At 48.5% G+C, this 23,204-nt stretch carries 21 protein-coding genes, 2 tRNA genes and 2 pseudogenes; 1 reads left to right on the plus strand and 24 read right to left on the minus strand.

The genetic code is table 11. The annotated features are described in order from the left end of the window. Positions 1-2: 2 nt before the first annotated feature. The 3 genes and pseudogenes from AC6CDK_RS03465 to AC6CDK_RS03475 all read right to left on the minus strand — a co-directional run. Positions 3-1,355 carry a glycosyltransferase gene (locus AC6CDK_RS03465; protein WP_082833127.1) on the minus strand — a complete coding sequence of 451 codons (1,353 nt, stop codon included), beginning with the start codon at positions 1,353-1,355 and terminating at the stop codon, positions 3-5. Positions 1,356-1,668: 313 nt separating this feature from the next. Beyond that, positions 1,669-2,505, minus strand: coding sequence for an SAM-dependent methyltransferase (locus AC6CDK_RS03470; protein WP_152609731.1), 837 nt, complete (start codon positions 2,503-2,505; stop codon positions 1,669-1,671). Between the two features lie 58 nt (positions 2,506-2,563). After that, positions 2,564-2,875 (minus strand): annotated as a pseudogene (locus AC6CDK_RS03475) (integrase core domain-containing protein); the annotation flags it as partial. A gap of 70 nt (positions 2,876-2,945) precedes the next feature. Here AC6CDK_RS03475 and AC6CDK_RS03480 point away from each other — a divergent pair. Next, positions 2,946-3,125, plus strand: a pseudogene (locus tag AC6CDK_RS03480) (transposase); the annotation flags it as partial. A 71-nt stretch (positions 3,126-3,196) separates the two neighbouring features. Here AC6CDK_RS03480 and AC6CDK_RS03485 read toward each other — a convergent pair. The 21 genes from AC6CDK_RS03485 to AC6CDK_RS03585 all read right to left on the minus strand — a co-directional run. After that, positions 3,197-4,258, minus strand: coding sequence for a glycoside hydrolase family 26 protein (locus tag AC6CDK_RS03485; protein WP_145915396.1), 1,062 nt, complete (start codon positions 4,256-4,258; stop codon positions 3,197-3,199). Between the two features lie 40 nt (positions 4,259-4,298). Then, positions 4,299-5,438: a hypothetical protein gene (locus AC6CDK_RS03490; protein ID WP_145915395.1), complete on the minus strand. Its 1,140-nt coding sequence runs from the start codon at positions 5,436-5,438 to the stop codon at positions 4,299-4,301. Positions 5,439-5,444: 6 nt separating this feature from the next. Continuing rightward, entirely contained in the window at positions 5,445-6,248 is an 804-nt protein-coding gene (locus AC6CDK_RS03495; RefSeq protein ID WP_201132279.1) for a 6-hydroxymethylpterin diphosphokinase MptE-like protein, read from the minus strand. Beyond that, entirely contained in the window at positions 6,242-6,877 is a 636-nt protein-coding gene (locus AC6CDK_RS03500) for an HAD family hydrolase (RefSeq protein ID WP_039644359.1), read from the minus strand. The genes AC6CDK_RS03495 and AC6CDK_RS03500 overlap by 7 nt, the downstream gene beginning before the upstream one ends. Further along, positions 6,874-7,545, minus strand: a complete 672-nt coding sequence (locus AC6CDK_RS03505) for a cyclase family protein (RefSeq protein ID WP_052269405.1) — start codon at positions 7,543-7,545, stop codon at positions 6,874-6,876. The genes AC6CDK_RS03500 and AC6CDK_RS03505 overlap by 4 nt, the downstream gene beginning before the upstream one ends. Next, entirely contained in the window at positions 7,542-8,465 is a 924-nt protein-coding gene (locus AC6CDK_RS03510; RefSeq protein WP_192905001.1) for an NAD-dependent epimerase/dehydratase family protein, read from the minus strand. The genes AC6CDK_RS03505 and AC6CDK_RS03510 overlap by 4 nt, the downstream gene beginning before the upstream one ends. Before the next feature lie 118 nt (positions 8,466-8,583). After that, positions 8,584-9,510, minus strand: a complete 927-nt coding sequence (locus AC6CDK_RS03515; RefSeq protein WP_039644356.1) for a phosphoglycerate dehydrogenase — start codon at positions 9,508-9,510, stop codon at positions 8,584-8,586. 7 nt (positions 9,511-9,517) lie between these two features. After that, on the minus strand, positions 9,518-10,294 hold the full coding sequence (locus tag AC6CDK_RS03520; RefSeq protein WP_039648207.1) for an HpcH/HpaI aldolase family protein: 777 nt from the start codon (positions 10,292-10,294) through the stop codon (positions 9,518-9,520). Between the two features lie 8 nt (positions 10,295-10,302). Continuing rightward, complete coding sequence (locus AC6CDK_RS03525) at positions 10,303-10,974, minus strand: acylneuraminate cytidylyltransferase family protein (RefSeq protein ID WP_039644354.1); 672 nt, start codon at positions 10,972-10,974, stop codon at positions 10,303-10,305. Between the two features lie 4 nt (positions 10,975-10,978). Continuing rightward, positions 10,979-12,007 (minus strand): class I SAM-dependent methyltransferase, encoded by a 1,029-nt coding sequence (locus AC6CDK_RS03530; RefSeq protein ID WP_145915393.1) that lies wholly within the window; start codon positions 12,005-12,007, stop codon positions 10,979-10,981. Positions 12,008-12,010: 3 nt separating this feature from the next. Next, a complete protein-coding gene (locus AC6CDK_RS03535; protein WP_066357334.1) occupies positions 12,011-13,378 on the minus strand; it encodes a hypothetical protein in 1,368 nt (455 codons plus the stop codon). A gap of 71 nt (positions 13,379-13,449) precedes the next feature. Beyond that, a complete protein-coding gene (locus tag AC6CDK_RS03540) occupies positions 13,450-13,935 on the minus strand; it encodes a NanQ anomerase/TabA/YiaL family protein (protein WP_066357333.1) in 486 nt (161 codons plus the stop codon). 21 nt (positions 13,936-13,956) lie between these two features. After that, positions 13,957-15,147 (minus strand): GumC family protein, encoded by a 1,191-nt coding sequence (locus AC6CDK_RS03545; RefSeq protein ID WP_192905002.1) that lies wholly within the window; start codon positions 15,145-15,147, stop codon positions 13,957-13,959. 172 nt (positions 15,148-15,319) lie between these two features. Then, positions 15,320-16,018, minus strand: coding sequence for a hypothetical protein (locus tag AC6CDK_RS03550; RefSeq protein ID WP_039644346.1), 699 nt, complete (start codon positions 16,016-16,018; stop codon positions 15,320-15,322). A 50-nt stretch (positions 16,019-16,068) separates the two neighbouring features. After that, entirely contained in the window at positions 16,069-17,070 is a 1,002-nt protein-coding gene (locus tag AC6CDK_RS03555) for a hypothetical protein (protein WP_226048180.1), read from the minus strand. Positions 17,071-17,196: 126 nt separating this feature from the next. After that, complete coding sequence (locus AC6CDK_RS03560) at positions 17,197-20,367, minus strand: IPT/TIG domain-containing protein (RefSeq protein ID WP_192905003.1); 3,171 nt, start codon at positions 20,365-20,367, stop codon at positions 17,197-17,199. A gap of 262 nt (positions 20,368-20,629) precedes the next feature. After that, positions 20,630-20,704: transfer RNA gene (locus AC6CDK_RS03565), tRNA-Glu, on the minus strand. Positions 20,705-20,775: 71 nt separating this feature from the next. Continuing rightward, a tRNA-Gln gene (locus tag AC6CDK_RS03570) sits at positions 20,776-20,850 on the minus strand. Positions 20,851-21,136: 286 nt separating this feature from the next. Further along, positions 21,137-21,676, minus strand: a complete 540-nt coding sequence (locus AC6CDK_RS03575; RefSeq protein WP_066357331.1) for a 2-oxoacid:ferredoxin oxidoreductase subunit gamma family protein — start codon at positions 21,674-21,676, stop codon at positions 21,137-21,139. Between the two features lie 15 nt (positions 21,677-21,691). Continuing rightward, complete coding sequence (locus AC6CDK_RS03580; protein ID WP_010942505.1) at positions 21,692-22,435, minus strand: thiamine pyrophosphate-dependent enzyme; 744 nt, start codon at positions 22,433-22,435, stop codon at positions 21,692-21,694. 7 nt (positions 22,436-22,442) lie between these two features. Next, on the minus strand, positions 22,443-23,204 hold a 762-nt coding region (locus AC6CDK_RS03585), incomplete at its 5' end, for a 3-methyl-2-oxobutanoate dehydrogenase subunit beta (RefSeq protein WP_496639715.1).

Raw genomic sequence — 23,204 nt, forward strand, 5'->3', positions numbered from 1 at the left:
ATTTAATTTGCAAACCAGTACCCATAGTCAAGTTCATATCTGACATCGTTGGCTCTTTGACGTACCTCCCGGGCCGGATTACCTCCCACTACGCTGTACGGTTTGACATGCTTTACCACCACGGAACCGGGGTAGATTACTGCCCCTTCACCGATCTCGACACCAGGCATAATTAAAGAATTTGCAAAAATTACAACGTTATCGTGAATTTTGACGCTGGCACCTTTCAAACGAAAAAACGGGTCGTCTATCTCATGTCCAAGAGTATAGATTTTTACGTCGTGGGCAATCGACACATTCTTCCCAATGAATATGCCACGTCTGTTATCGAGATAACAACCGGAGTTCACAACAGTATTATTGCCTAGCTCCAGTCTGCCGAAATGGAAAAAACGCACGGGTGAATGTATATAGCTTTTCTTGCCTACTTTTATACCAAATATGCGTAAATAGAATTTTTTAATCACAAAGAGCGGAATGAAACTATATGACAGATTCAAATATTTCAGGAGTATAAACACAAGTTGTGTCTTTACTTGTTGCACAGATGGAATATTTAATATTCGCCTGATAGTCACTTTCAACCAGTGCTCGATGAAACCAGCATAGACCTTACTACGAGGGAATCCATGCTTCAACAGAATGCCCATATATTGTCGGAAGGCCTGCATTTTCTGACGATCGCTGATCCCACCTATCCGCATATTGATTGTGTTATCCAAGCGTTTGAATTCGACCCCCACCTTATGGGCCCGAACCAACCAGTCGGTATCCACCGCTATCGGTATACCCGGATTGAACTTTCCCACAGCGTCATAAGCCTTTTTACTTGCAAAGCAGGACGTGTGCATGAAGCCAAAGCCAATACATATCTTGTTGGGTCTGAAAATTTTGCTGTTTCTACCGACCTCAAAATCAAATTCATCGATAAATTTTGTATTCCCATATGTTAACATCGGTCGGGTGATATCGATCCCACTGATAGCAATTGAAACAGATGAAGAATCATAATAATCATCAGTATTGAGGAAACCGATGATTTCGCCTCTGGCAAGAAGCAAACCTTTATTCCAGGCATCTCCTATACCTTCATCCGGTTCCGAAATCCAATAATCAATATGTGATTCATACTTCCTGATAATATCAACGGAACCGTCAGTTGAACCACCATCAACTATCAAATACTCGATGTTATCGTAAGTTTGTGCAACAACGCTTTGTATGCACTGTTCTAGGTGCTTAACACTGTTAAAAGAAGCGGTAATTATCGTAACAAGCGGCTTGTCTGGTAACGATTGTTTATGGAAACCATTTAAACGCCTGCCACCTCCAAGTATTGTCTTAAAGGAATTCATATTATATCCTGACCATGTTAAACCTCAAAACTTGAGGTTGATAAACTTCCAGGTTTAAGGTACTCGCCCCTTAATAAGTCTGAAATTTGTCTCAGACCGGTTGATACTTGCGGTTGCTTCCAGGGGGAAACTGAGGAAGGTGAACCTTGTACTCACTGGTCAGTTCTGCTAGGGTCTTTCCCCCGGACAGAGCTGCCAAGCTAACATATGCCTTGAACTCGGCCGAGCGGTGCTTCCGTTTTCCGTGCATCGAACCGTCCCCTTTCATGTGCAGTCCGTTGTTTATACACCTGTCTCAATTGCCGGCAACACTTCAGTTACGAGTAGAATCTATCTTATGCCTAGCTATAAAATTCATCCCGAAGAACAGTACATTTACCAAGGACAATTTCCGAACCAAAAAATTTTCAATGGTATTTACTGTTTCAGATTTAACAAGAGAATATACGAATGGAGGGAAAAATCTTATATATTCAAGGGAATTTAACTCTAAATCTAAACCAGCGGAATTAAAATATGATGACCATTGTTTAATATTCCGTATATTTTCATCCCCAATAACTACTTCTCGACCTAAAACATCATCATAATAAATTCTAACTTTATTATGTCCCCGACGCCAATATAGTAAAGACTGCTGTATGGGATTTGCCCCATTCTCCTCAATTACAATAATTCTACCATTCGCTTTTAAAGCATTTTTCAATATAGAAAGCGCATCTGAAAGTGGCTCTAGATGGTGTAAGGTATCCTGGACTATAATAATATCAGCAAATGATGGAGCTGGCGGATCATAAAATATATTACGATATTCTACCGTAAACAATTCTACAGGACCGAACTGCCTCCAGTAATTAAAGCGATCAAAAATTAAATTATAAAAAACTGGTTCAATGGTATAACCAATTGTTCTGATTCCGTTCATGGCTAAAAACAATCCAGTAGTCCCATAGCCACAACCACAATCCCAAACAATATTGTCACTGCCTACAATATTTTTGTAGACATAATTAAGCCTTTTCAGGAAATACAATTTTCTAAATTCAAAAGAAATGTCTTTTTTGGCAAACTTATAGTAACTGTGCATGGGAGTTGATTCTTTATTGCAAAGTTCATCTAAAAATAGCTCCCAAAACATTTCTGGGGTCATGCTAAGCCTCTTACTAAAAGGGGTTCTTTCGCAGAATTTGTGGTTAGATTATCTGACCTCAGGACCTCAGTGGGCACTGAGAGGGCGACCCCTCCGGACAGGACAGTTTGGCGGGGAGGAGGTAGAAAGCCTCCATGGTCATGCCGCCATTTTGAAGGAGCGGGCGGCGCGGTCTTTGCCAATATGCCTCACCCGGTGTTCTGTCGTCCAGACTGGAGTGAGGACAATTCATGTTGTAGTCGATCCAGCGATTGAGACCTTCTAGTATCTCGCTGCCGGGCTCATAGGCGTGCAGGTAAATGCACTCGTACTTCAGAGAGCGCCAGAGCCATTCGATCATGACGTTGTCCCTCCGGCGCCCCTTGCCGTTTTGCCCCCCCGAAAACTCAGCCATTGCAACCCTAGAGATTTAGGTCTAGAACTCCCAGAGGAGACTAGACATGAAAGTGAAACGATTTATCGAAGAGCAGATCATTGGCATCCTGAAACAGGCAGAAGCCGGCATGAAGATCATTGATCGCCGCAGGATGCACGGCATCAGCGATGCTACTTTTTACACTTGGCGCAAGAAGTACGGCGGCAGAAATGTATCTGATGCCAAGCGCCTGAAGCAACTTGAATTGCCTCCCTCCTTCGTCAGTCTGCGACTGTCCACCTATCACACCGTCAGAATTCCGGGCTCCATCTCTCTTCATTGAGCATCAATAAATCGTTTATTAGACAAAGCCTTTTTATAAACCTCCAATTGTGCTCTATTCCTATCAATATAATAGCTAGGCATATAATTAAAATAGCTAATGCCTTTTACTGCCGGTATGTTATTCAACACCACATCCATAAACATTCTCACCCAAGCAGCATCGCCCGGATATGGACCAGGATACCATTTACTATAATTATCACCAGTCGCCCATTCAGATATAAAAATTGGTTTATCATAGCTATTGGCCAAGTATTGTAATTCAATCGGACTTATTGCATTATAAAGGCTAGGGGCTACCCAGTCTACAAAATCATCTCCTGGCCAATAAGCTTTCCATCCTTCCTTAGAAGGATAATTATCAATTTTTCTGCCATTTACATCTGGAGCCCAAGCGAATGCAACGTTAGTAACCCCCCTATCTCTAAAGATTCTTATTATTCTTTGCCATACTTTTATATACCTACCTGCCGTCCAATCAGACTTCTCGGGATGCTTTGCAGCAAATGCTTGCGACCATGGCCACCAGTCTCCGTTCATTTCATGATTCCAGCTCATAAATAATGGTTTTTTAAAAGCTTTCGCGGCATCTGCAGCTTGGGAAAAATAACTATCATACTTACCAGCAATAATATCTTCAGCACTCCACCATAACCCCGTCTTTGTATTCCAATCAGCAGTCGATGCCTTAATAAATGGAATTGCACCAATCTTATCAACCTTTTCCATCATTTTTATATAAAATGTCCAATCTCGATATTGACCATTACTCCATACAGGAGCGAAAAAAGTAATAACCTTAGGCTTATGACCAACAAGTGCGACATAATTATCGTAATAGTCATAAAACTTCGGATCTTCAACATTTAAACCCACCCCATGATATAATAGATTATTTGGTGGCTCAAGTTTACTTGGCGCAGCATAGACACATGATAATAGCAGTAAGCATATCAAAGCAGTAAATATCAATATTCTAGTTACCATATTATCAGCATTACCAATCTGTCCACTTACAGTAAATACACAAGTAGTCTGATTATGTTTGCCCACATTGGCCTCCTTAGCTTTAGACAGACTAACATGGCGTTAATTATACCAAGATGTAGAACAAAAGAACAATCTGCGGAGATAGCAAATTGCCTGCTAAGAACAAATACATAAACATTACAACAATAGATATTTTTTTAAAATCCTGTCTAACAAGAACCGATGTCAAAATAAAAAACATAAAAATTGTTCCTGCAATAACGCCATACTCAATATATATCTTCGGTATTACAGAAAAAGCTACTTCAAATGGCAAATTTAACCTATCAACAGTTCCAGGCCCTAGCCCATACAATACCGAAGACCCTGATAAAAATTCTTTTAATACAACAAAAGGGGCAACAAACCTTATAAAGCCGCTTGCACTCTCAGAGTTAAACTCATCCAATCTGCTCAGCAATATATTGACGTATGAGGGTAAAAAATAATACAGTAACCCTAGAACAGAAGTAAATAACAATATATTTTTCAATCTCAATAACTTATGGAAGTTAATAATAGCGAATACCAATAGTAGCAAAATACCAGTACCAGAGAAGGAAACTATCAACGCAACTGAGTAAATTAAATAATTTTTCAATCTTTTAAAAAACAAATACTCAATAATTAATGACAATGCTGCAAATTGTGAAAAAAATGATGGTTCTAAAAAAAACACCCCATTAGATTTAATCCATCCAGAACCCTGCTTAGCTTCGTAATAAGTCTTAAACCCTGCTTGGATATAGTCACTAGGGATATATTCAAAGTAATCATTTAAATTGATAGCTAAATATGAAGATGCTATAAATTGTGTGATACCAATAATTGAAGCTGCAAACATATATTTTTGAAATGTACCAAAAACATATTCTCTGGTACATTGATGATTTACCCAGAATATAAATGGAAGATACAACAGACTAAAATAAAGCAAAGAATATATTGAGCCACTTTTCATCCATTTGCCTGTGGCAAGGCTAAATAAAATAACTGTATTGTATGCCAAATACATAAATAGAGCGTGTCTATTTATTGTGATTTTATTGAATAAAAGGAAAGCAAACAAGGCAACAAACACGACAAATAATATTATTGGGAACTGAAAACTGCCAAAAGTCACAACAAATCTTTGTCCGAAAATCAAAACGAGCAACAATACATTAATTAATGTCTTACTCGTATTTTTAAAATTAAGCTCCATATATCCTCATGATAAAAATTGAGTCAAACCATATCTTTCAAATATCTCAAGATTTCCGCCCTCAGTGGCATTCACTATTTTTCTACCATAGCTTTCGTACATATCCCGCGCCAACGCATAGGCAACTTCGCTCTGCATTAGATCTGGGAGCTGCCACCTTGCGCCGCCCGCAAAATAGTTAGGATCGAAGTGACTTTCATCTTTGACGCCCGAAACCACGACCTTGTTTGATTGCCCTTTCACAGCGAAATTATGGTCGCACCCAATAAGGGCAACATCCTTGAATCCCATGTGAAATGCCAGTTGCATAGCGACAAATGTTACCGTGTATCCCTGAAAGACACTTATTGAGCAATCGCGGGCAAATTTCTGCTGTTCGGCACTATGAAGATATATAATGTTATTACGTGATCTCACCGTCTTTGTCGCATAACGGTCGAGGAATAGCGGGATGTTAGTTTCATTAAAAAATTGACAATTTTGGTCTATAACAAATGGGTTCATTGCTACGATACAGGAAGGACGAAAATCAGACTTGTCGAAGAGTAAATTAATTTTGTTCAGACCAAAGGTGAAAACACCCTTCAGAAGCGAGAGATCACTTTTCAACAAGCTGGGGCCATTGCAGATGATTACCGCTTTTCCTCCCGAATATCTATCTTTCCAGAAGCCAAGACGCTTGCGAGATATCCAAGACTGGACATGCAAGTCCCATTTTATCCGATCACAAACCACCTTCAATGCATGGCCATAAGGATTTATAGTCGGCCGCAACGCACGCAAGTGATTTTCTTCATTGTCATTCAACACGTCCACTCCTTTAACTCAATGCTCTTCAGAGTATGTGTCCCCGCCGGGAAACTACAAGTTTCCCCATTGATTATTCCTATAAAATACACGCCTGATTCTCTAGCTGCCTCGTAATCGGTCAACGCATCACCCAGGAATACGCATTTGGATGCATCGTACCCTTTACGCACCAGGATGTCGGTGATAATTTCGACCTTTTTCCGCGGCGATCCGCACACCTCAAGAAAATAGCGGGAAAGTTGCCGCTCTTTTACGATATGCCGCACCTCCTCTTCCGGCGTCCCAGAAACGACGAAAGACGGGATTCCTCTGGCCCAAAGATCATCAAGTGTCGTCAGCACGCCGGGGATGAATGGTGCGTTCAATACCTCTTCCATAACCAAGCTCGAAAATTCATCGCCGAGCAATTTCAACTCGGCATCGGAAATTGGCCTATTCAACAAATTATTGTAATAATGCCGAAACTTTTCAAAACGAGAGATCCCACCATTGGCAAGATGGTATTCCAAGACCGCCTGCTCAACCTTCGGGCCATACTTACTGAACATACGCACAAAAGCTTTCGTTTTTACGTGGACCGAATCAAGTATTACCCCATCAAAATCCCAGAAAACAGCCTGTAATTTCATAATCCTGTCACCTCGGCAATAATGGTGCATGGCGCGGCATCAGTCTCTCGTACGAGGAGGGGCGCCACCGTCACCTTGAGAATTCGTTGAGATACGTTGAGGGGGGTGAGATTTACATCCTCAATCAAGAGGATGGGCGCCGGCCCCCCAAGGAAGGCGCGATGGGCGCTACGCCCAGTAACGCGATCAGTCCAAGAGGAAACGGAAATTGCATCAAATCCGATTGCGCGCAGAGAACAAAATCTTGTACGCAGATAGTCTGCCATCTCGGGGCGAAATACCGGCCCGGCTTGCCAATAGGTCGGAGTCCCTCTGAGCTCGCCGGTCCCCGTCTTGATGAGCAACAACTCGATGTCGGATGGAAACTGGACTTGTTCCAGCACTTCCGGGCCGACAACCCTAACTGGCAAACGGTCGGAAAGATCCAGTAATGCGATCTTTGAAAAAATCCAGTAATCCGGCGGATACTCTTGCAGGCTTTTGCCCTCAGAGAAAAAATGGAGTGGGAGATCAACGTGAGTTCCCGCATGGTTGAGAAACGACCATCTGGAAGTGTTGCACACGTCACCGGCGGCAATGGAACGGACGGATTCAACCTGAAACGTTTCATCTCCACCGTAAAAAGGGGTATCGTCCCCCAAGAAATGCGAAAGATAGATCCGATTCACGATGTTACGCCGTTCCTGTCCACCAGCAAGCCGCCCTCTTCCATTTTCTCCTGGTGAACCAACTCGTAAAGTTCTGCCATGCATTGCAGCAGGCCTTGTCCCATATCGATATGGGGGTTATTCACGAGCTTACGCCCAAGCTTGGGGCTAAAGTTGTAGGGGGTGATTTTGTAATGAGCTTTCCGTTGTGAAGGAAGAATTTCAATACTGACGTGTGCGCCTATCATTTCCTTAACCATGTCAAGCAGGTCACGATAGCGCATTTTCTCATTGCCAGTTAAGGTGATATGCTGATTTTCAAACTCCGGGGCCAGAATCTTTACACTAATTTCCGCGGCATCCCGGACATGGATAAACTCTCGCAGTTCCTCTCCGGTCCCGTGATAGGTAATCATGTTGTCACGCAGGGCGTGAAGAATCAACCGATAGATACTATTGCGCTCGTCGGCACGGGTACCGTACAGGGAGCCATACCGTAAGCAGGTATACTTAAGGCCAAATAGTTCATGATAATTTTCGATAAAGGATTCGCAGGCTTGCTTGCTGGAGCGATAAAAGTAGCCAGAATCGCTATAGACGTACGCAGAACTGCCGAAGACAAATCTCTGTATGCCGGCCCGGCGGGCTGCTTCCAGCAAGTTAACCGTACCGAGGATATTAAACTTGACGGTATCGACCGGCCGGCTCGTACATTCATCTATATCGGCAATGCCGGCAAAATGATAAATTACATCAAAGCCTTCAACAGCCCGTTCAACTGCGGCTTCATCGAGAATATCCCCGTTGATCATTGACTGTCCTTCCCTCAAATAAGGAGAGGGGTGAACGTCAAATAAGGAAACTTCGTGTCCTACTTCGGTCAAGGCATCGGCTACATGACTACCGAGAAAACCGGAGCCACCTGTTACCAAAATCTTCATTTCTACTTCTCCTGACATCAATTACTGTGTACCACTCAATGTTGGCCTTAGCTGTGTACCAACTCACTCCGGCATGGGTTCCCAATACGGCAGAATGGGTTCTCAGCCTCAAGCAACATTACGACACTAGTTCCTGCAACGCCTTCAGAAGATTATCAACTGCCTGGCGCTCCATGATCATGCGCCCCTCCCGGGCATAGGACCCAATATGACCCGTGAGGAGAGTGTTTTTCAGCCCTGTGAGCGGACCGGAATAAGGCTCGATCTCGAAACAATCCAAGGCAGCACCGGAAAGCTTTCCAGCCGCAAGCGCACCGGCTAGGGCAACTTCGTCAACGAGACCACCCCGCGAAGCATTGATAAGTACAGCCTCCGGCTTCATTAACGCCAGTTTTTCACCATCAACAAAATGATGACTTTCCCTTGAGTACGGGAGATGCAGGGAAACCACATCTGCTACGTGCAGTAGATATTCGAGTGTAGTCAATTCAATGCTCGGATGGCCGGTACAATAAGGATCGTAGCCAATCAAGCGGCAACCAAACGCCGAGGCAATACGCGCCACGCACGAGCCGATTCGGCCACAGCCGATGATCCCGACCGTTTTGCCGTACAACAGCGTGCCCATGGGGCGTTCCCATTCGCCCCGGCGGATGGATGTATCGGAAAGATGAAGAGACCTGAGCAGGGTGAGTATCAACCCGATCGTCAACTCGGCAACGGGAATGGTCGGAGCATCCGGTGTGTTGGTAACTGTTATGCCCAACTCCGTCGCTGCGGCGAGATCAATCGAATCCATACCAATTCCACATCGGGAAATGGCCTTGAGAAAAGGGGCCGTTGTCATAACCGCTCGCGTTAGCGGCTCTACGCCGGCAATCATCCCTATCGGCCGGAACTCTTTAATTAAAGCAGCAACCTCGTCTTCGGAAAGTTTTCGCCGGTAAGGGTTCAATATCGGCTTCAACCCAGCAGACTCCATCGAAGCAAGGAGGTCGGGAACATCAGCCGCAAAAGACGACGTAGTGATTAGTACGTTGTTCATAGCTCTCTCACTTAACTGGAATCTGCCTGTGTATTTCCGACAAACCGTTCATGCAGGCATTCATAAGCATTGTGATATCCAAACTGTATGCAATGAAACGGTATCCTTCGCGGTATCGCCGAACGACTTCAGCCACATCAGGTTGCACGACATGGATACCGGCAGCAACCCCGTGTCGTTGGCAGGCTGCACCTATGGTATTAACTGCAGCAACCATCTCGGGGTGATCGAACTGCGCCGTTATCCCTATTGAAGCAGATAGATCGTAGGGGCCTATCATTACTGCGTCTATTCCGGGCACAGCGAGTATCTCGTTGATGTTGCGCACCGCATCCATATGCTCAATTTGCACGCAGACAAAGGTTTCGTCATTTGCCACTGCCACCGATTGCTGAAGATGCATGCCGTAGCCGTTAGCCCGGCAAAAGCCAACCCCTCGCATCCCTTGCGGCGGATATTTGACCGCTCTGAGCAATTCGCGAGCCTGGTCAGCATTGTTTATGAAAGGAGCTATGACCCCCGACGCTCCCGCATCCAGAAAGCGTTTCGTCTCGGCATAAGTATTACCTGCCAACCGGACCAGTGGTGCGCAGTGCGGATTGCCCGACCTGATGGCCTGAAACAGTATCTGGGTTTGCACTAGATCAACGGCAGAGTGCTCGACATCCACGGTCAGGAAATCGAAACCCGTCAAAGCCATTGTTTCGGCAATAATCGGGCTTGCCGAATTAAGCCATGAGCCAACAACCGGTTGTCCCGATTTCAGTTTTAGCTTGATAGACATCATCCCCCCTACTTTCTCACCCGCGATTTGAATAGCAATTCAGCCAACTGGAAATCTTCCTCTTCATCTATGTCTACGGCTTCCAGCTTGTTGACTTCAAACATCTTCGGGCTGAGCCCGATTCTCTTGTTTCCGGCGGCAGCAAAGGAGGCTTTGGAGAATAGATAAAAATTGGAGTTTTCCTCGAAAAGTGGCGGCAAATCCTGGGTACGCAACAATTCCTGCGGATTATGATTAACAGGCGCTCCCGATTCCCAGTAAAGCCTGCTCTGCAAACGGGTAACGGAAAAAAGTGAGTCGTAGACGCCAATTCCGGCAAAATAGTCCCTGATGGCCTTCTCAAGCGTATTGATTGTGAGCAGGGGGTTCGTGCTATGGGTCTGGAGAAAATGTTCTCCCGTCGAAGCCGAAAGATCGCAGCCGATAATATCGTTCATCGGTACAAAGTCGCCACACAGATGCTCAGGACGCTCGTTCACGCGCACTTTCGAAAAGTGCCTCCGCGCATCCTCGGCAATCTCACGACTATCGGTATTGATAACGAAGGAGGATACCAAGGTTGATTTTTGAAGCACTCCTGCAACGCAATGGTACAGTGGGCGCCCACAGAACAGACGCATGTTTTTGTTGGGAACCCGCTCAGAATGACCTTTCATGGGTAGGAGAGCCGTAATTTTCATGCTTTTACCTTTTCAATCGGGACAACTTGCTTACTAAACGTTTGCAATACCAGTTAGTATGTGCAATCAAATTGTAAACAAATCTGTAATCCTCGAGCTGTTTTAAATAATTGACTATTTCCTGGTAATTGGCTTCACAACATTGAGTTAGACTATCACCATAAAGCGGATCTACCTTAAACAATGATTCAATCTTTTCATTGCCACAAATAAATCTATAACCATATAAATTCATAATATATTTTAATGATGATAGAGAAAAATTGTAATTATGTGCATGGGTAAGATATTTTATAAAATCACAACAATACACGTATTTGTTTTTGAGATCTAATAGTCCGGGCACACCGACATAAATTATACTATCTACTGTGCAAATTTTACTCAAGAGCTTTAGCTGATAAGATATATCTGTAAAATGCTCCAAAACGTGAGACAAAATTATTATATCAAAGGTTTCATTACAATTGCGTACATATGAAGACAAACTTTCGTCTGTCAGTTTGATGCCAGTTTTGCAACCGTACTCTACAAATTTTTGATTAAATTCCAGGCCATAAGATTCGACCTTGATCCCATCTGCACAAGCCGATTCAGTAAACTCTCTCAGATTAGAACCATTGCCCGCACCGATTTCAAATATTTTTAAATCCATTTTAGCGAGGTAAGGTTTTACCATCTGATAAATTTTAGCACCCTGGCCTTTTGAGAAGAGGTTGATATCCTCCTGCAACGTACCAAAAGTCAACGGATGGTAAAACGTGTTGTAATATTGGCCAAGCGATCTTTCCGATATATATGGGTTTGTAAAGATCAATCCGCACACGCGGCATATGTATGCTGAAAATGGGAGTCCGAATCTATCATATGAAGCAATCTTTTCAGGCTCTGCACTACCGCAAAGACATTCAGCCCTCACGCTGGTGACAATCTCGCCGCCATCTATAGCTTTTAAAAAACTTGCTCTATACTGTTGTTGGACTTTATTCAGATCAGCCTTGAAGCTTTTACAGTTCAGAAATCTCGATACCATTGATCACCTGCAGTTAAGGAATATCAGAAACGAACCAAGTACGCCCGACAGAAAAGGCGCAAATGAGGTCTGTAGTTCAAACTCCACAAATTTGAGGTTAAAGGCTTTGTATGAGTGGTATGCTGCAAACCAACAATAGAACCCGAGATATCCGGCTATCATCCCGACCACAAAGGCATAGACCCCAATAGATTGTAGCAGTAAGCAACTGGTCAAGAGATAGATAATCCCCATCCCACCGTTCGCTACATGCCAGATAATATGATTTGTTGTGCTATAGAGTTGGACATGCATGGCTCCATAACGCTCGAGGAAGAAAGCCAACCCCATGAGCGACCAGAGTAATCCTTCGGGAAAAGGCGCGTGACTCCCAATATGGCTAAGGATTGGCGCACCGGCAAGCCCCAGCCCGACAAACCCTGTTACATATGTCCAGTGAGCAAAAGTCATTCCTCTCTTTGCCACCCGCAACAGATCAGCGCGTCGATCCTCGGCGTAAAGCCGGGAAAGAAGCGGGATTTTACTGTAAAAGGGCGCTTGTGAAAACTGACTGACCATCTGAATGAGGCGCAGTCCCAATAAATAAGTAGCGACACTGGCGGCATTACCGATTTGAGCATAAATTATGCCGCTAGCCTGGATCAGCCCATAACTCATCAGAATACCCAACCCGCTACGCCACGCACTCGGCCATACGGCATCGAAGATGTCCCTGTTAAACGGCTGGCGGACAAATGTGCGTAGAATCCCATGCTCCGCCCATCTTGCAAGGCATCGATCCCGGGCAACATTAATAACCAACCACGCCTGATTGGCGATTACCAAGCCAAGCAGGCCACCGCCGGCAAGCAATACGAGAAAACTGGACATAATCGCCGCAAGGGACGTTACGGTTTCCCATCTCCGCACAAGGGCGACCTGATTCATCCCCTGCAAGTAGGAACTGTATAATGCCCCTTGAAAAGAAATGCCTGAGGCGATGACAATAATCCCCCAGGCAAGCCAGGCTGCGCCCTTGCCTGAGACCGCAGTAACAGGTCGTTGCAGGGCGATTGTGCCGGCAACAAGCAGTAGAAAGGTCCAAATCACTCCTAGGTAGCGATAAACCCGACTCATTGTCGAGTAGACCTGATTCAGGGTCTGGAGATCAAACGTGCCGGTGCCAGCATGATGACATTCTTTCAATTCCCTGATACCTGCCCCACCCCTCACATAGGCAATTACACGAATAAAAGTGGGACTGAAGCCTGCATCCACAATTGCCTGAAGCCCAATCATGGTCATAAAGAGATACCAGAGGGAAATCTCAGCGGCACTCAGTCTGGTCAATAGAAGAGGAAGAACAATAATCAAGCTTAAAGACTTGGACAAAAAACTTCCCCATGTCATGAGGGTCGGGGAATTCCAACAGCTTGCCAAGTATGTTTTGGCTCGGGCCACCATCATTGTGAGATACTTGTTTTCAAGTAATACGAGGTCCGCACTTTTACTACTACTTTTTTTATCCAGGCTGGCATCCCTTCTACGTGTAACTGCCCCGCATGGGCATCAGAGGGGAAAAAAGCGACGAACTTCTCTTTGGTAAGATCAACGCGGAGAGAAAAAGTCGGCGGCATCAAGTAGAACTCCACGTCTTTGGCGGCATCATAGGGCTGGGATACCGTCATGCTACTCGCTGGTTGCCATGCCATTCCCTCAGCGCCAGCAAGAACCGTCTGAATGTCGATATATTCTTTATGAGCCTCGAACGCGACCTCATTGGAGCTTTTGGTTTGATAACTCATAACACGCGCGAAGACGTCGTTGCCTATCAGTGGATACTCGCCATCGGCGCTGTTTTCATCCAGATTGGCAAGAAACTCAAGTACTGCTTTCCAGGCATCGCCGGAGAAATAAAGCGCCCAGTTTTCAAAAATGTCAACTATCACTCGTGCTTCCCGCGTGAGCGGCTATTCGCCTTTAACCAGAGAAAATATGTACTGCCAGCGTTGTCGCTCCTCAATCGTCATCCGCTCTCGATACTCAATCAAGAAGGCTGCCACAGTCGACCCCATCAATCCCAGTAACGTCCCCATCAACACTATAGCCGATCTCTTGGGCTTAGCCTTCTTATCCGGCACTCGAGCACGTTGAATCACCTGGATACCTGCAACGTTCATTTCCTCAGTCAATTTGGCCATTTCATACTGTTTGGTTAGCAGCTCCACCAAAGACTCCTGGATCTTGAAATCCCGCATCAAACGGAGATACTCTTCACCAAGCGCCGGTACGCTTCCTACTGAGGGGATTGCCCCGCCCTTCCCGTTGCCCTCGAAATGGGCAATCTGCTCTCTGAGTCGATCGATAACTACCTTCTGGTTTTTGACCTCTTGACTGGAATCTGTCAGCGAGCGTTGTAGCACCGCAAGCTTCACCTGCTCGGCTGCCAGTTGCGCAGTCAGATCGGCAATTCCTTGAATAGCACCCTTTGCCTGTTCAGTAACATCTACCATCTTGTTCTTTGCCTTGAACCCCTTGATCTTTTCTTCCGCACTGCTCAGGCTGACCTTTGTCTTAGCGAGCTGTTCCGCGAGATAGGCCTTATTCTGGACCGCACCGGTTACATTGAGGTTAATCATCATCTTTGCCAACTCATCAACATAGGCATTGGCAATGTCTGCCGCTAGCCGTGGGTCCTTGTCTTCGACGGTTATCGAGATGATGCCGTCTTTCTTTCCGGCTACGATGTCCACTTTTCTGCCCAGTGTCTTGTACACATCATCGCGGGACTTTGCGTTGAAGACCTTCATGAGATTGTACCGGTCGATGATATCATCGCTCACGGCATTGCTTTTCAATATCCCGATACAGCGATCGGCCGAAGTACCATTACCGAGCAGGTCGCCAGCAAGGTTGGCCATTCCGCCACCCACTTGCCCAATCATCAACCCCATCAGGCTTTGGTCCTGCTGAGGAGGAAGAACCAGAGCAGTAGTGCTGTAAATTTTGGTCAGGAGGAGACTCCCGCAAACAGAGAGCACGAATACGGCCAGTGTCGTTCGAACAATAAGACTCTTTCGCTTTGCTAGGACTTCCAGATAATCGAGAAGGTTGATGGTTTCGTTGGTTGTTCCGTTGTTACCTGGCTGACTACCCTGCATACCGACCTCAGTACTTAAAAAGGATGATTTATCATTCCCACGCAGCAACGACGTCTACGCGAATTTCCCAAAATCATTCAAAAAACTATCCAACTGATCAACAAAAAGATAGGGGGTGATCATTATCCCGACCACCCCCCATGATAAACAATACCGACTCCCAGTCAAGGCATTAGAAAAGCGGCATCCAGGCGTAGGTACCATTAGCTTGTTTAGCACATACTTCCAGAGTATCTGCAACACCTGTGGCTGCTTGAGTGAACCACATAGTACCGCGAATCGTTAAACTGCAGGTAGGTTTCGTGGCAGTTGTGTTAATTCTGATGCCACCATTTACTTCGAGTTTTTGGGTAGGAGAAACAGTATTAATACCTACGTTCCCAACACTCGTAATTCTCATTCGATCTGCTCTTCCCGTAGTCCCTGCAGGGGCTGTCTGAAATGACAGGTAAGTCGGCGCCGAGCTATTCGTCCATACACCGTCAGCGTATGCAGAAATCCCCGCGCCGGCGACACCAAGTGAGCCAATGTAACTACCAAACATAAGATTGCCAAGACGGTCATTTGCTTGGGGTAGACCGTTGTTCGTTGCGGGATCGTTATTGTGGAACATGAGAATGTTCCCGCCCCCGCCAGACGTAGTGCCAGTATAATGAGAGATAATCTTGGTATCGTTAATATTCGTGCCTTTGAGATGCAGGGGAACTGCCGGAGCATTCGTCCCAATCCCTACATATCCCGTATCCGTCACCACCATCTTATCCGTGGTGCCTGTCGCATCCTTCACAATCAGCTTATTCGCCGCCTGGGCCATCACCGGCATAAGTGCTACAACTGAAGCCGCAACCGCCAACGTAACCTTTCTCTTCATGTGATGCTCCTTTCCCCGTAAGGATGTGTGCTAACATAGCAAAATGAGGTTTAGTTTACAACGATATTCTGGGCAATTAATGTGCCAGCCGCCACCGTGATCGTGCCGACCGTGGTCGTCAGGGTCGTACTGGGTGTATAATCTCCGTTGTAACCTCCCTTCAATGTTATGGTCTTGGCTGCGTTCATGGTCAGAGGTCCAAGGGAGGCGGAAGTGGTTGCCATGGCCTCCAGTACGGCTCCGGTTGTTGCAGTGTTGTAAGCATCTTGCACAGTGTCAAAATAAGATGTAGTTCCCGCTATCCGGATGGCTTGGTATTTGGCGAATTCCGCGCCCACTGATTTTACTGCATCGAGGGACGCGATCACACAATCACCGGTTCCGGTGCACGCGCCAGTCCATGACTTGAAATAAGAATCTGCGCTCGGAACCGCGATAAAGGTTACCTGGCTGTTCTTTTCGAAACCGCTCATGCAGGTGCCCGCTACGCAGGCTATGCTGGCGGGAACGCTGGTCACGGTTCCCGTTCCGGCACCGGTTACGGTTGCCGCAACCGGTGCCTGGGTATCGGAAAGATAACAGGTTGTCAGCACGAATGATGATTCAGAGGCACTCAAAGTTACGTCGTTTGTATCCTTGATGCCAGTCCCTAGTCCCTGGTCCATCGCTACAGTAAATGCCGGAAGAGGGTCTCCTGGAATAATGGAATATTCAAACCCGAAAAGCGGTAGCGCTGTAGTGTTGATACCGTCAAAATCGGCCCACACATATAACAAGGTGTTGCTATCCTTTTCAATGGGAATGGGAACTGCACCCGGCGTGGCTGCCTGATTGAGAAGTGTCGAGTCGGCGTAGGTTGCCGAGTTGGTATTGTCGAGCAAGAATGATATCGAGCCTACCCCCGTAAACGACGGAGTGAGACCAACCGTAACAAACGCCTTACTCACGACTGCTTCTGCATCTTGATCCATGGGCATGGCAACCAGTACCCCGACCGCCAGGAGAATCATTCCCCCAAACCTCTTTGTGTACCTGTTGCGCTGAGAATTCATGCTAGTTCTCCTTGCACACGAAGCAATCGTGAGCGGAAGGTGAGCTGTAAAAACTTGATATACCACACTTTACACAATTCGCGAGGTGAACCGCAAATTATAATTTTGTAACACGTAACACACAGGTTACTGAACCGCTACATTACTGAGTGTTACGCTGCCGAGCCACACCGTCAGTCCGCCGATCGTTGTATAGCCAGTCACAGAATTGAGGGACGGATCATACCCCCCCGACAAGGTTACTGCAATATCCCGGTTCAGATCAAGGGCCGTAAAGGCCATCGCCTTGGCCTTGATCGTGGCGCCGGTGACGGCAGCCACATAGGCATCACTAATCGAGCCGAAATAAACCGTTCCCATCTGAACATTCGGGACAATGTCAAATGTCGCTGTTGCTGATTTATCGGTACCGAGCGTCACCGAACAATTGCCGGTTCCGGCACAGGCGCCGGACCAGCCGGTGAAGAGTGACCCGTTGCCGGGGGTAGCGGCAAGGACGAGCGAAGAACTGGAATCGAAATCGGAACTACAGGTCCCGCTGGAACAGACAAAGGCCAGCCCCTCGGTAATGCTGTTGACCGTACCGCTGCCGGTGCCGGCCACATTCACGGACAGGGTGTTCTGCAGGGTGAAGTTTTCCGCGCTGGTCGCCGTACCGCCGACGGTGGTAACGGTTACCCGGCCGGTGGTCGCACCTTGAGGAACGGTGACCAGAATCTGTGAGCTGGCAGTAACACTGATGATGCCGGCGGTAACGCCGTTGAACTTCACGACATTGTCCGTCGGAGTGGCACCAAAGTTATTACCGGAAATCGTTACTTGGGTCCCGGCCTTCGCCTTGCTCGGAGAAACAGTAGAGATTGCGGGCGACGGAGGCGGAGAACCAATAATGCCCAGTTCGACTACAGCACCTCCAGGAACGAGAAAGCTTGGCGTGGTGAAGAACCAGCCACTTCTGGTCGCGGTCAGGGTGACATAGTCGTTCGCATCGATGTTGCGCACCCGGAAGATGCCACTCTCGTCAGTGGCAGAACCGGTGAAGGTCGTGGAATTCAAATACTCAACCATATACGGTGACTGAGGATGAAAGCTGCTGGAGGCCGTTGCCGTAACGCCACTGACACCCGAATAATCCTGACTGTTGAGAACTCGGGCCAAAACGGCGGACTTGCCGCTACCAAGCCCCAGCTCACTGCCGGTGTAAAGGTAGTATGGCGTGTTGCTGTAGTCGATATTGGCGGTAAATGTATACAAAATATCGGTATAGACCGGCAAGTAGCCATCCTTGGCGATGATCAGCCTGAACGGTGTGCTGTTGCCTGGCAGCCCGGAAAGGGTAAAAGTCCCGTCAGCAGCCGAGGTGGTTTTTTCCAGCGGGTAATGTTCCATCTCGATGGTGGCGCCGGCGACGGGGAGGTTGCCGGAATTCAACACCTTGCCGGTAAAAGAAACGGTATTCCCGATATAGAAGGGCTGGGAACTGGTGGCCGGAGACTTACTGGAAATGGTTACCGTAAGATTCCCGTTTCCGGCATTCGGTACAACTGCAGTCAAGGTCGTGCCATCAGGAGACACTGACGAGGCTGTCACCGAAACATTGCCGCCAAACGTGACAGAGTTGTTGGCTGCAACCGGATCGAAGTTGATGCCGCGAATGGTAACGGTACCGCCGACATTCGAGGATGCCGGGTAGAAAGCGGATATGGCCGGTTGACTGGTCGGCGTGAACTGGGTCTGATACCCGCCAGAATTGCCATTGGAGTCAACCACGGAAATCGTCCAGTAATAGGTAGTGCCGTCAACCAGCAAACTCTGGCTGGCGGTATTGTCGTAGTTATAGACGACAGACGTAGTACCCGACGAGATCGGAGTATCGCTTGACGGGCTCCAAAACTGGCCACCGGGGCCGCTAAGCCAAACCTGATAGGTGTAGGTGGCCGGCGGTGCAGCAGGTGCCGTCCAGGCAAAAGTCGGCGTTGCATTGGTGCTGTACGGAACTAGACCAACCGGCGAAACAGGAGTCGGATAACTGTCGATAATTGCCGTTATTGAGGCGTTGAGAGTTTCAAAAGTACCATCGGAATAATACGTCGTGAACGCATAGGTGTCGCCGACATTGACCGAACCGCTCGGCGAGAACCACCAGTTGAATTCGTTCCAACGGGACAATCCGATGGTCGTGGCGGAGATGCCAGGGCCTGAAACCGTGACGTTGACCGGTTGTTTCTGCATGCCCTCCAACCCCAAGTCAAGATTCAACCAACTGTAACCACTCTGCACCATCCCATGATTGGTGGTGACGATGGCCCTTGCATTTCCTGCTGAAAGGGTTACTGTCGGCGCGACCTTATTGCTTGAAGCAACGGTAATCGACGGTGCCGCCTGATCGGCATTCGTCTGCTGGATGTCGCCGTAATCGAGCGTACCGTTATTATTCATGTCGAGCAGCCCATACACCTGATATGTGCCGGGGGGGACATTATTGACGGTATAACTTTGGGAGCCGGAGGGACTCGAAACGAAGGTAGTACAAAACACCGGAATGTCGCCCGACTCGTTGACAAGAGCGACCAACAGTGGACCAGTGGCCGATATTCCGGTCAAATTAACGGTGCCGGTAACCGTAACGCCAGAAGTGGTGGTAACAGGAGTCCAGGAAGAAGCTGCCGACGCTGCGCCGACCAGGGCCTCAACCTTGTACCAATAATTGGCCAATCCGCCGACATGGGCGAAGAAATCGTTGTCGCCGGAAGCGACATCCTTCGAACCGATAGTCGCCCCTCCGTTCGTCGAGCTCCAGGAGATTCGGTACTTATCGGCAATGGGCAGTTCGCTGCCGGTGGAATTGTCGGTTTCCCCATTCCACATCACGAAATTGCCGCCGTTACTACGGTAGACAATCACCTGTGGTGCTGCCGGAGCTACCGGCGGCGGATTATTCAAGATGATCGTTTGACCGGTCACATTCGTCGAGTTGACGTTAACCTGGGCAGAACCGGCTGGATCGTTGGCGTGGCGGATATTGGTCCCCTGGGTAGCGACAAATGCCTGGAGCGTATACGTTCCAGATGGAACCCCGGTGATAGTGAAAGCCCCGGCAGATTCGATACTGACCCCGGGACCTTGATCTCCTCCTGATGAAGGAAAGGCAGTGATGAAAATACGGCCGGGCTTACCGCTGCTATTGATGACGGTCCCCGAAATGTTATACGCCATGGCGCTTGTGGCCGTGAGCAGGGTAAAGATCAACGTCAAAAACAACCGTATGTTGCCAAAAACCCGACCATGTATGACCATTTTCCCAATCCTCCTTCGAGCCTGTAAAATACCGCTTCACGCTCTTCCCGACAGAGGTAGCCCCGGAAGAGTAATCACTGTATTATTACGTAACAGCAATATGTATACCCAATGCGGACCGGAAAATGATCTCAGTATAACACGAAAAATTCGGTGAAGAATCAGGTGATACTACGTGAGGAAAAGATGGTCAACGCTTTTGCCCGGCAGGATGTGGATAAAAAAAGCGGCAACCCTCTCTATGAAGGATTGCCGCTTTGGATGGTGATCCCAAGGGGACTTGAACCCCTGTTACCGACGTGAAAGGCCGGTGTCCTAACCACTAGACGATGGGACCAAACTCTATCGTTTGCTTCTGAACCTGTGCCGCAGCCACTGTCGACACTGGCCGTCCGCCAGATGTTGAACTGGCTGGGGTGCAAGGATTCGAACCTTGGAATGCCGGAATCAAAATCCGGTGCCTTACCGCTTGGCGACACCCCAAGAGGAAGGACAATTATCTATCACGAGACCCCATGGAGCGTCAAGCATTTTTTTCAACTTTTTCTTCCGGGCATCCCTACCATTCTTTTACCCGACAGATCCCCCCGTGCGCCTCAGCAAACAACTTCTCAAAGACTCGTGCCCGGATTCGTGACGACCCGGCCGGGTCGACCGAGCAAAACCACAGGCGTAGCAGGGCTACGTTGAGGATTTTGCGAGCATGAACCGGTCAAAGACGACACGGAGACCGGATGCGGGTCCGCGAAGTACGTTTGCGGATGAATCCTTAGCCGCCAAAACCCGCGCCGGCTGCAATGGCCTTGACGTTGGCGGGGATGAAGCGATGATTGCGCTCGGGGAGCGTTTCCTTGAGGGCATCTTCCAGCGACTGGAGGGAAACCGCGCCGGTCCTGGCGGCATAGGCGCCGAGCGCAACCATGTTGACCATGCGCGGATCGCCCAGTTCCACGGCAATGTCGTTCATGGGGATGGTGACGACCGTAATATCGGAACGCAGACCTGCGGGCACGTCCACCAGCGAGCCGTTGACGATGCAGAGCCCGCCGGTTTTGACCTTGGCAAAGAATTTGTCAAAGGATGCCTGGTTGAGGATGACCGCAACAGAGGGGCTGCCGATGACGGGGGATCCCACTTCGTCGTCGGCGATGACAACGGTGCACATGGCAGCACCGCCCCGCTTCTCGACACCGTAGGAGGGGAAGAACGAAACGTTTTTCCCTTCGATGATGGCCGCCTGGCCCAGGATGTTTCCGGCGAGCAGGACTCCCTGGCCGCCGAAGCCGGCAATGAATACGTCATGACGCATGAAAATACTCCCTGCTTAGAGTTGAGCGGTGTTTTTGAAGACGCCGAGCGGGAAATAGGCACACATTTCGGTCCCTACCCGTTCGTTGGCAGCCAGGGCGTCCATGCCCCAGTTGGTGGGACATGAGGAGAGTGCCTCGATAAAGGAAAATCCCTTGCCCTCGGCCTGATAACGGAAGGCTTTCTTGATCTGGCGCTTGGCGTCCATGAGATTCTTGGGGTTGTTCACGGCGACCCTGGCCGAAAAGGCCACCCCCTCCAGTTGGGCCAGCAGTTCCGCCATCCGGATGGGCGAGCCGTCCTTCTCGTTCTTCCTGCCATAGGGCGAAGTGGAGGTCCTTTGCCCGACCAGAGTGGTGGGAGCCATCTGACCGCCGGTCATGCCGTACGTGGTGTTGTTGACGAAGATAACCGTGATGTCTTCGCCGCGGTTGGCCGCATGGATGATTTCGGAGGTGCCGATGGCGGCCAGGTCCCCGTCCCCCTGATAGGTGAAGACAAAGGCGTCGGGACGGGCCCGTTTGACCCCGGTGGCCACGGCGGGAGCCCGGCCATGGGGCGCCTCGACCACATCGATATCGAAGTAGCCGTAGAGAAAAACGGAGCATCCCACCGAGGCAACCCCGATGGTCTTCTTCTGCACGCCGAATTCATCCATGGCCTCGGCCACGAGGCGATGGAAGGTGCCGTGATGGCACCCCGGACAGAAGTGGGTCTGGACATCCTTGAGACTGACCGGTTTCTTGAAGACCTGTTGCATATGTACCTCAATAAAATTTTCTGATCTGTTCCAGCAGTTCTTCCGGCGTGGGGAGCGAACCGGCACCGGGGGGCCTGCCGTAGAAAAAAACGTCGGTTCCGGCGGTCACGGAGAGACGGACATCCTCCACCATCTGACCCGCGTTCAGTTCGATATCGAGCACCTTTTTACAGCGCGCCGTAACGGTGCGGTATGCTTTCTCCGGAAAGGGGAACAGGGTAATGGGGCGCAGAAGCCCCACTTTAAGCCCCTGCTCCCGGGCGCTCATAACCGCGGTCTTGGCGATGCGGGCTGCGGAGCCGAAGGCGGTCACCAGGAATTCGGCATCGTCGAGCATGAATTCCTCCCAGCGCGCCTCCTTTTCCTTCAGTTCGGCGTAGCGGGCATGGAGTTTCCAGTTGTGGGCCTCAAGTTCGCCGTCGCCCAGGTACAGGGATTTGACCACGCGCTGTTCGCCGTCACCCTTGCCCCGTACGATCCAGTCTTTGGACGGCAGCACGCACGAGGGGCGCGGGTTCGGGGTGAGGGGTTCCTTCATCTGGCCGATGACCGAATCACCGAAGATCATGGCCGGCATCCGGTAGATGTCGGAAAGGTCGAAGGCGAGCATGGTCAGATCGTACATCTCCTGAACCGACGAGGGTGCGAGGACGATGATGTGATAGCCCCCGTGCCCTCCCCCCTTGACCGCCTGGAAGTAATCCGCCTGGGATGCGTCGATGCCGCCGAGCCCCGGACCCGACCGGCAAATATTGACGATGACGCCGGG

It is taken from the genome of Geobacter sp. PheSNFMC (assembly GCF_059620965.1).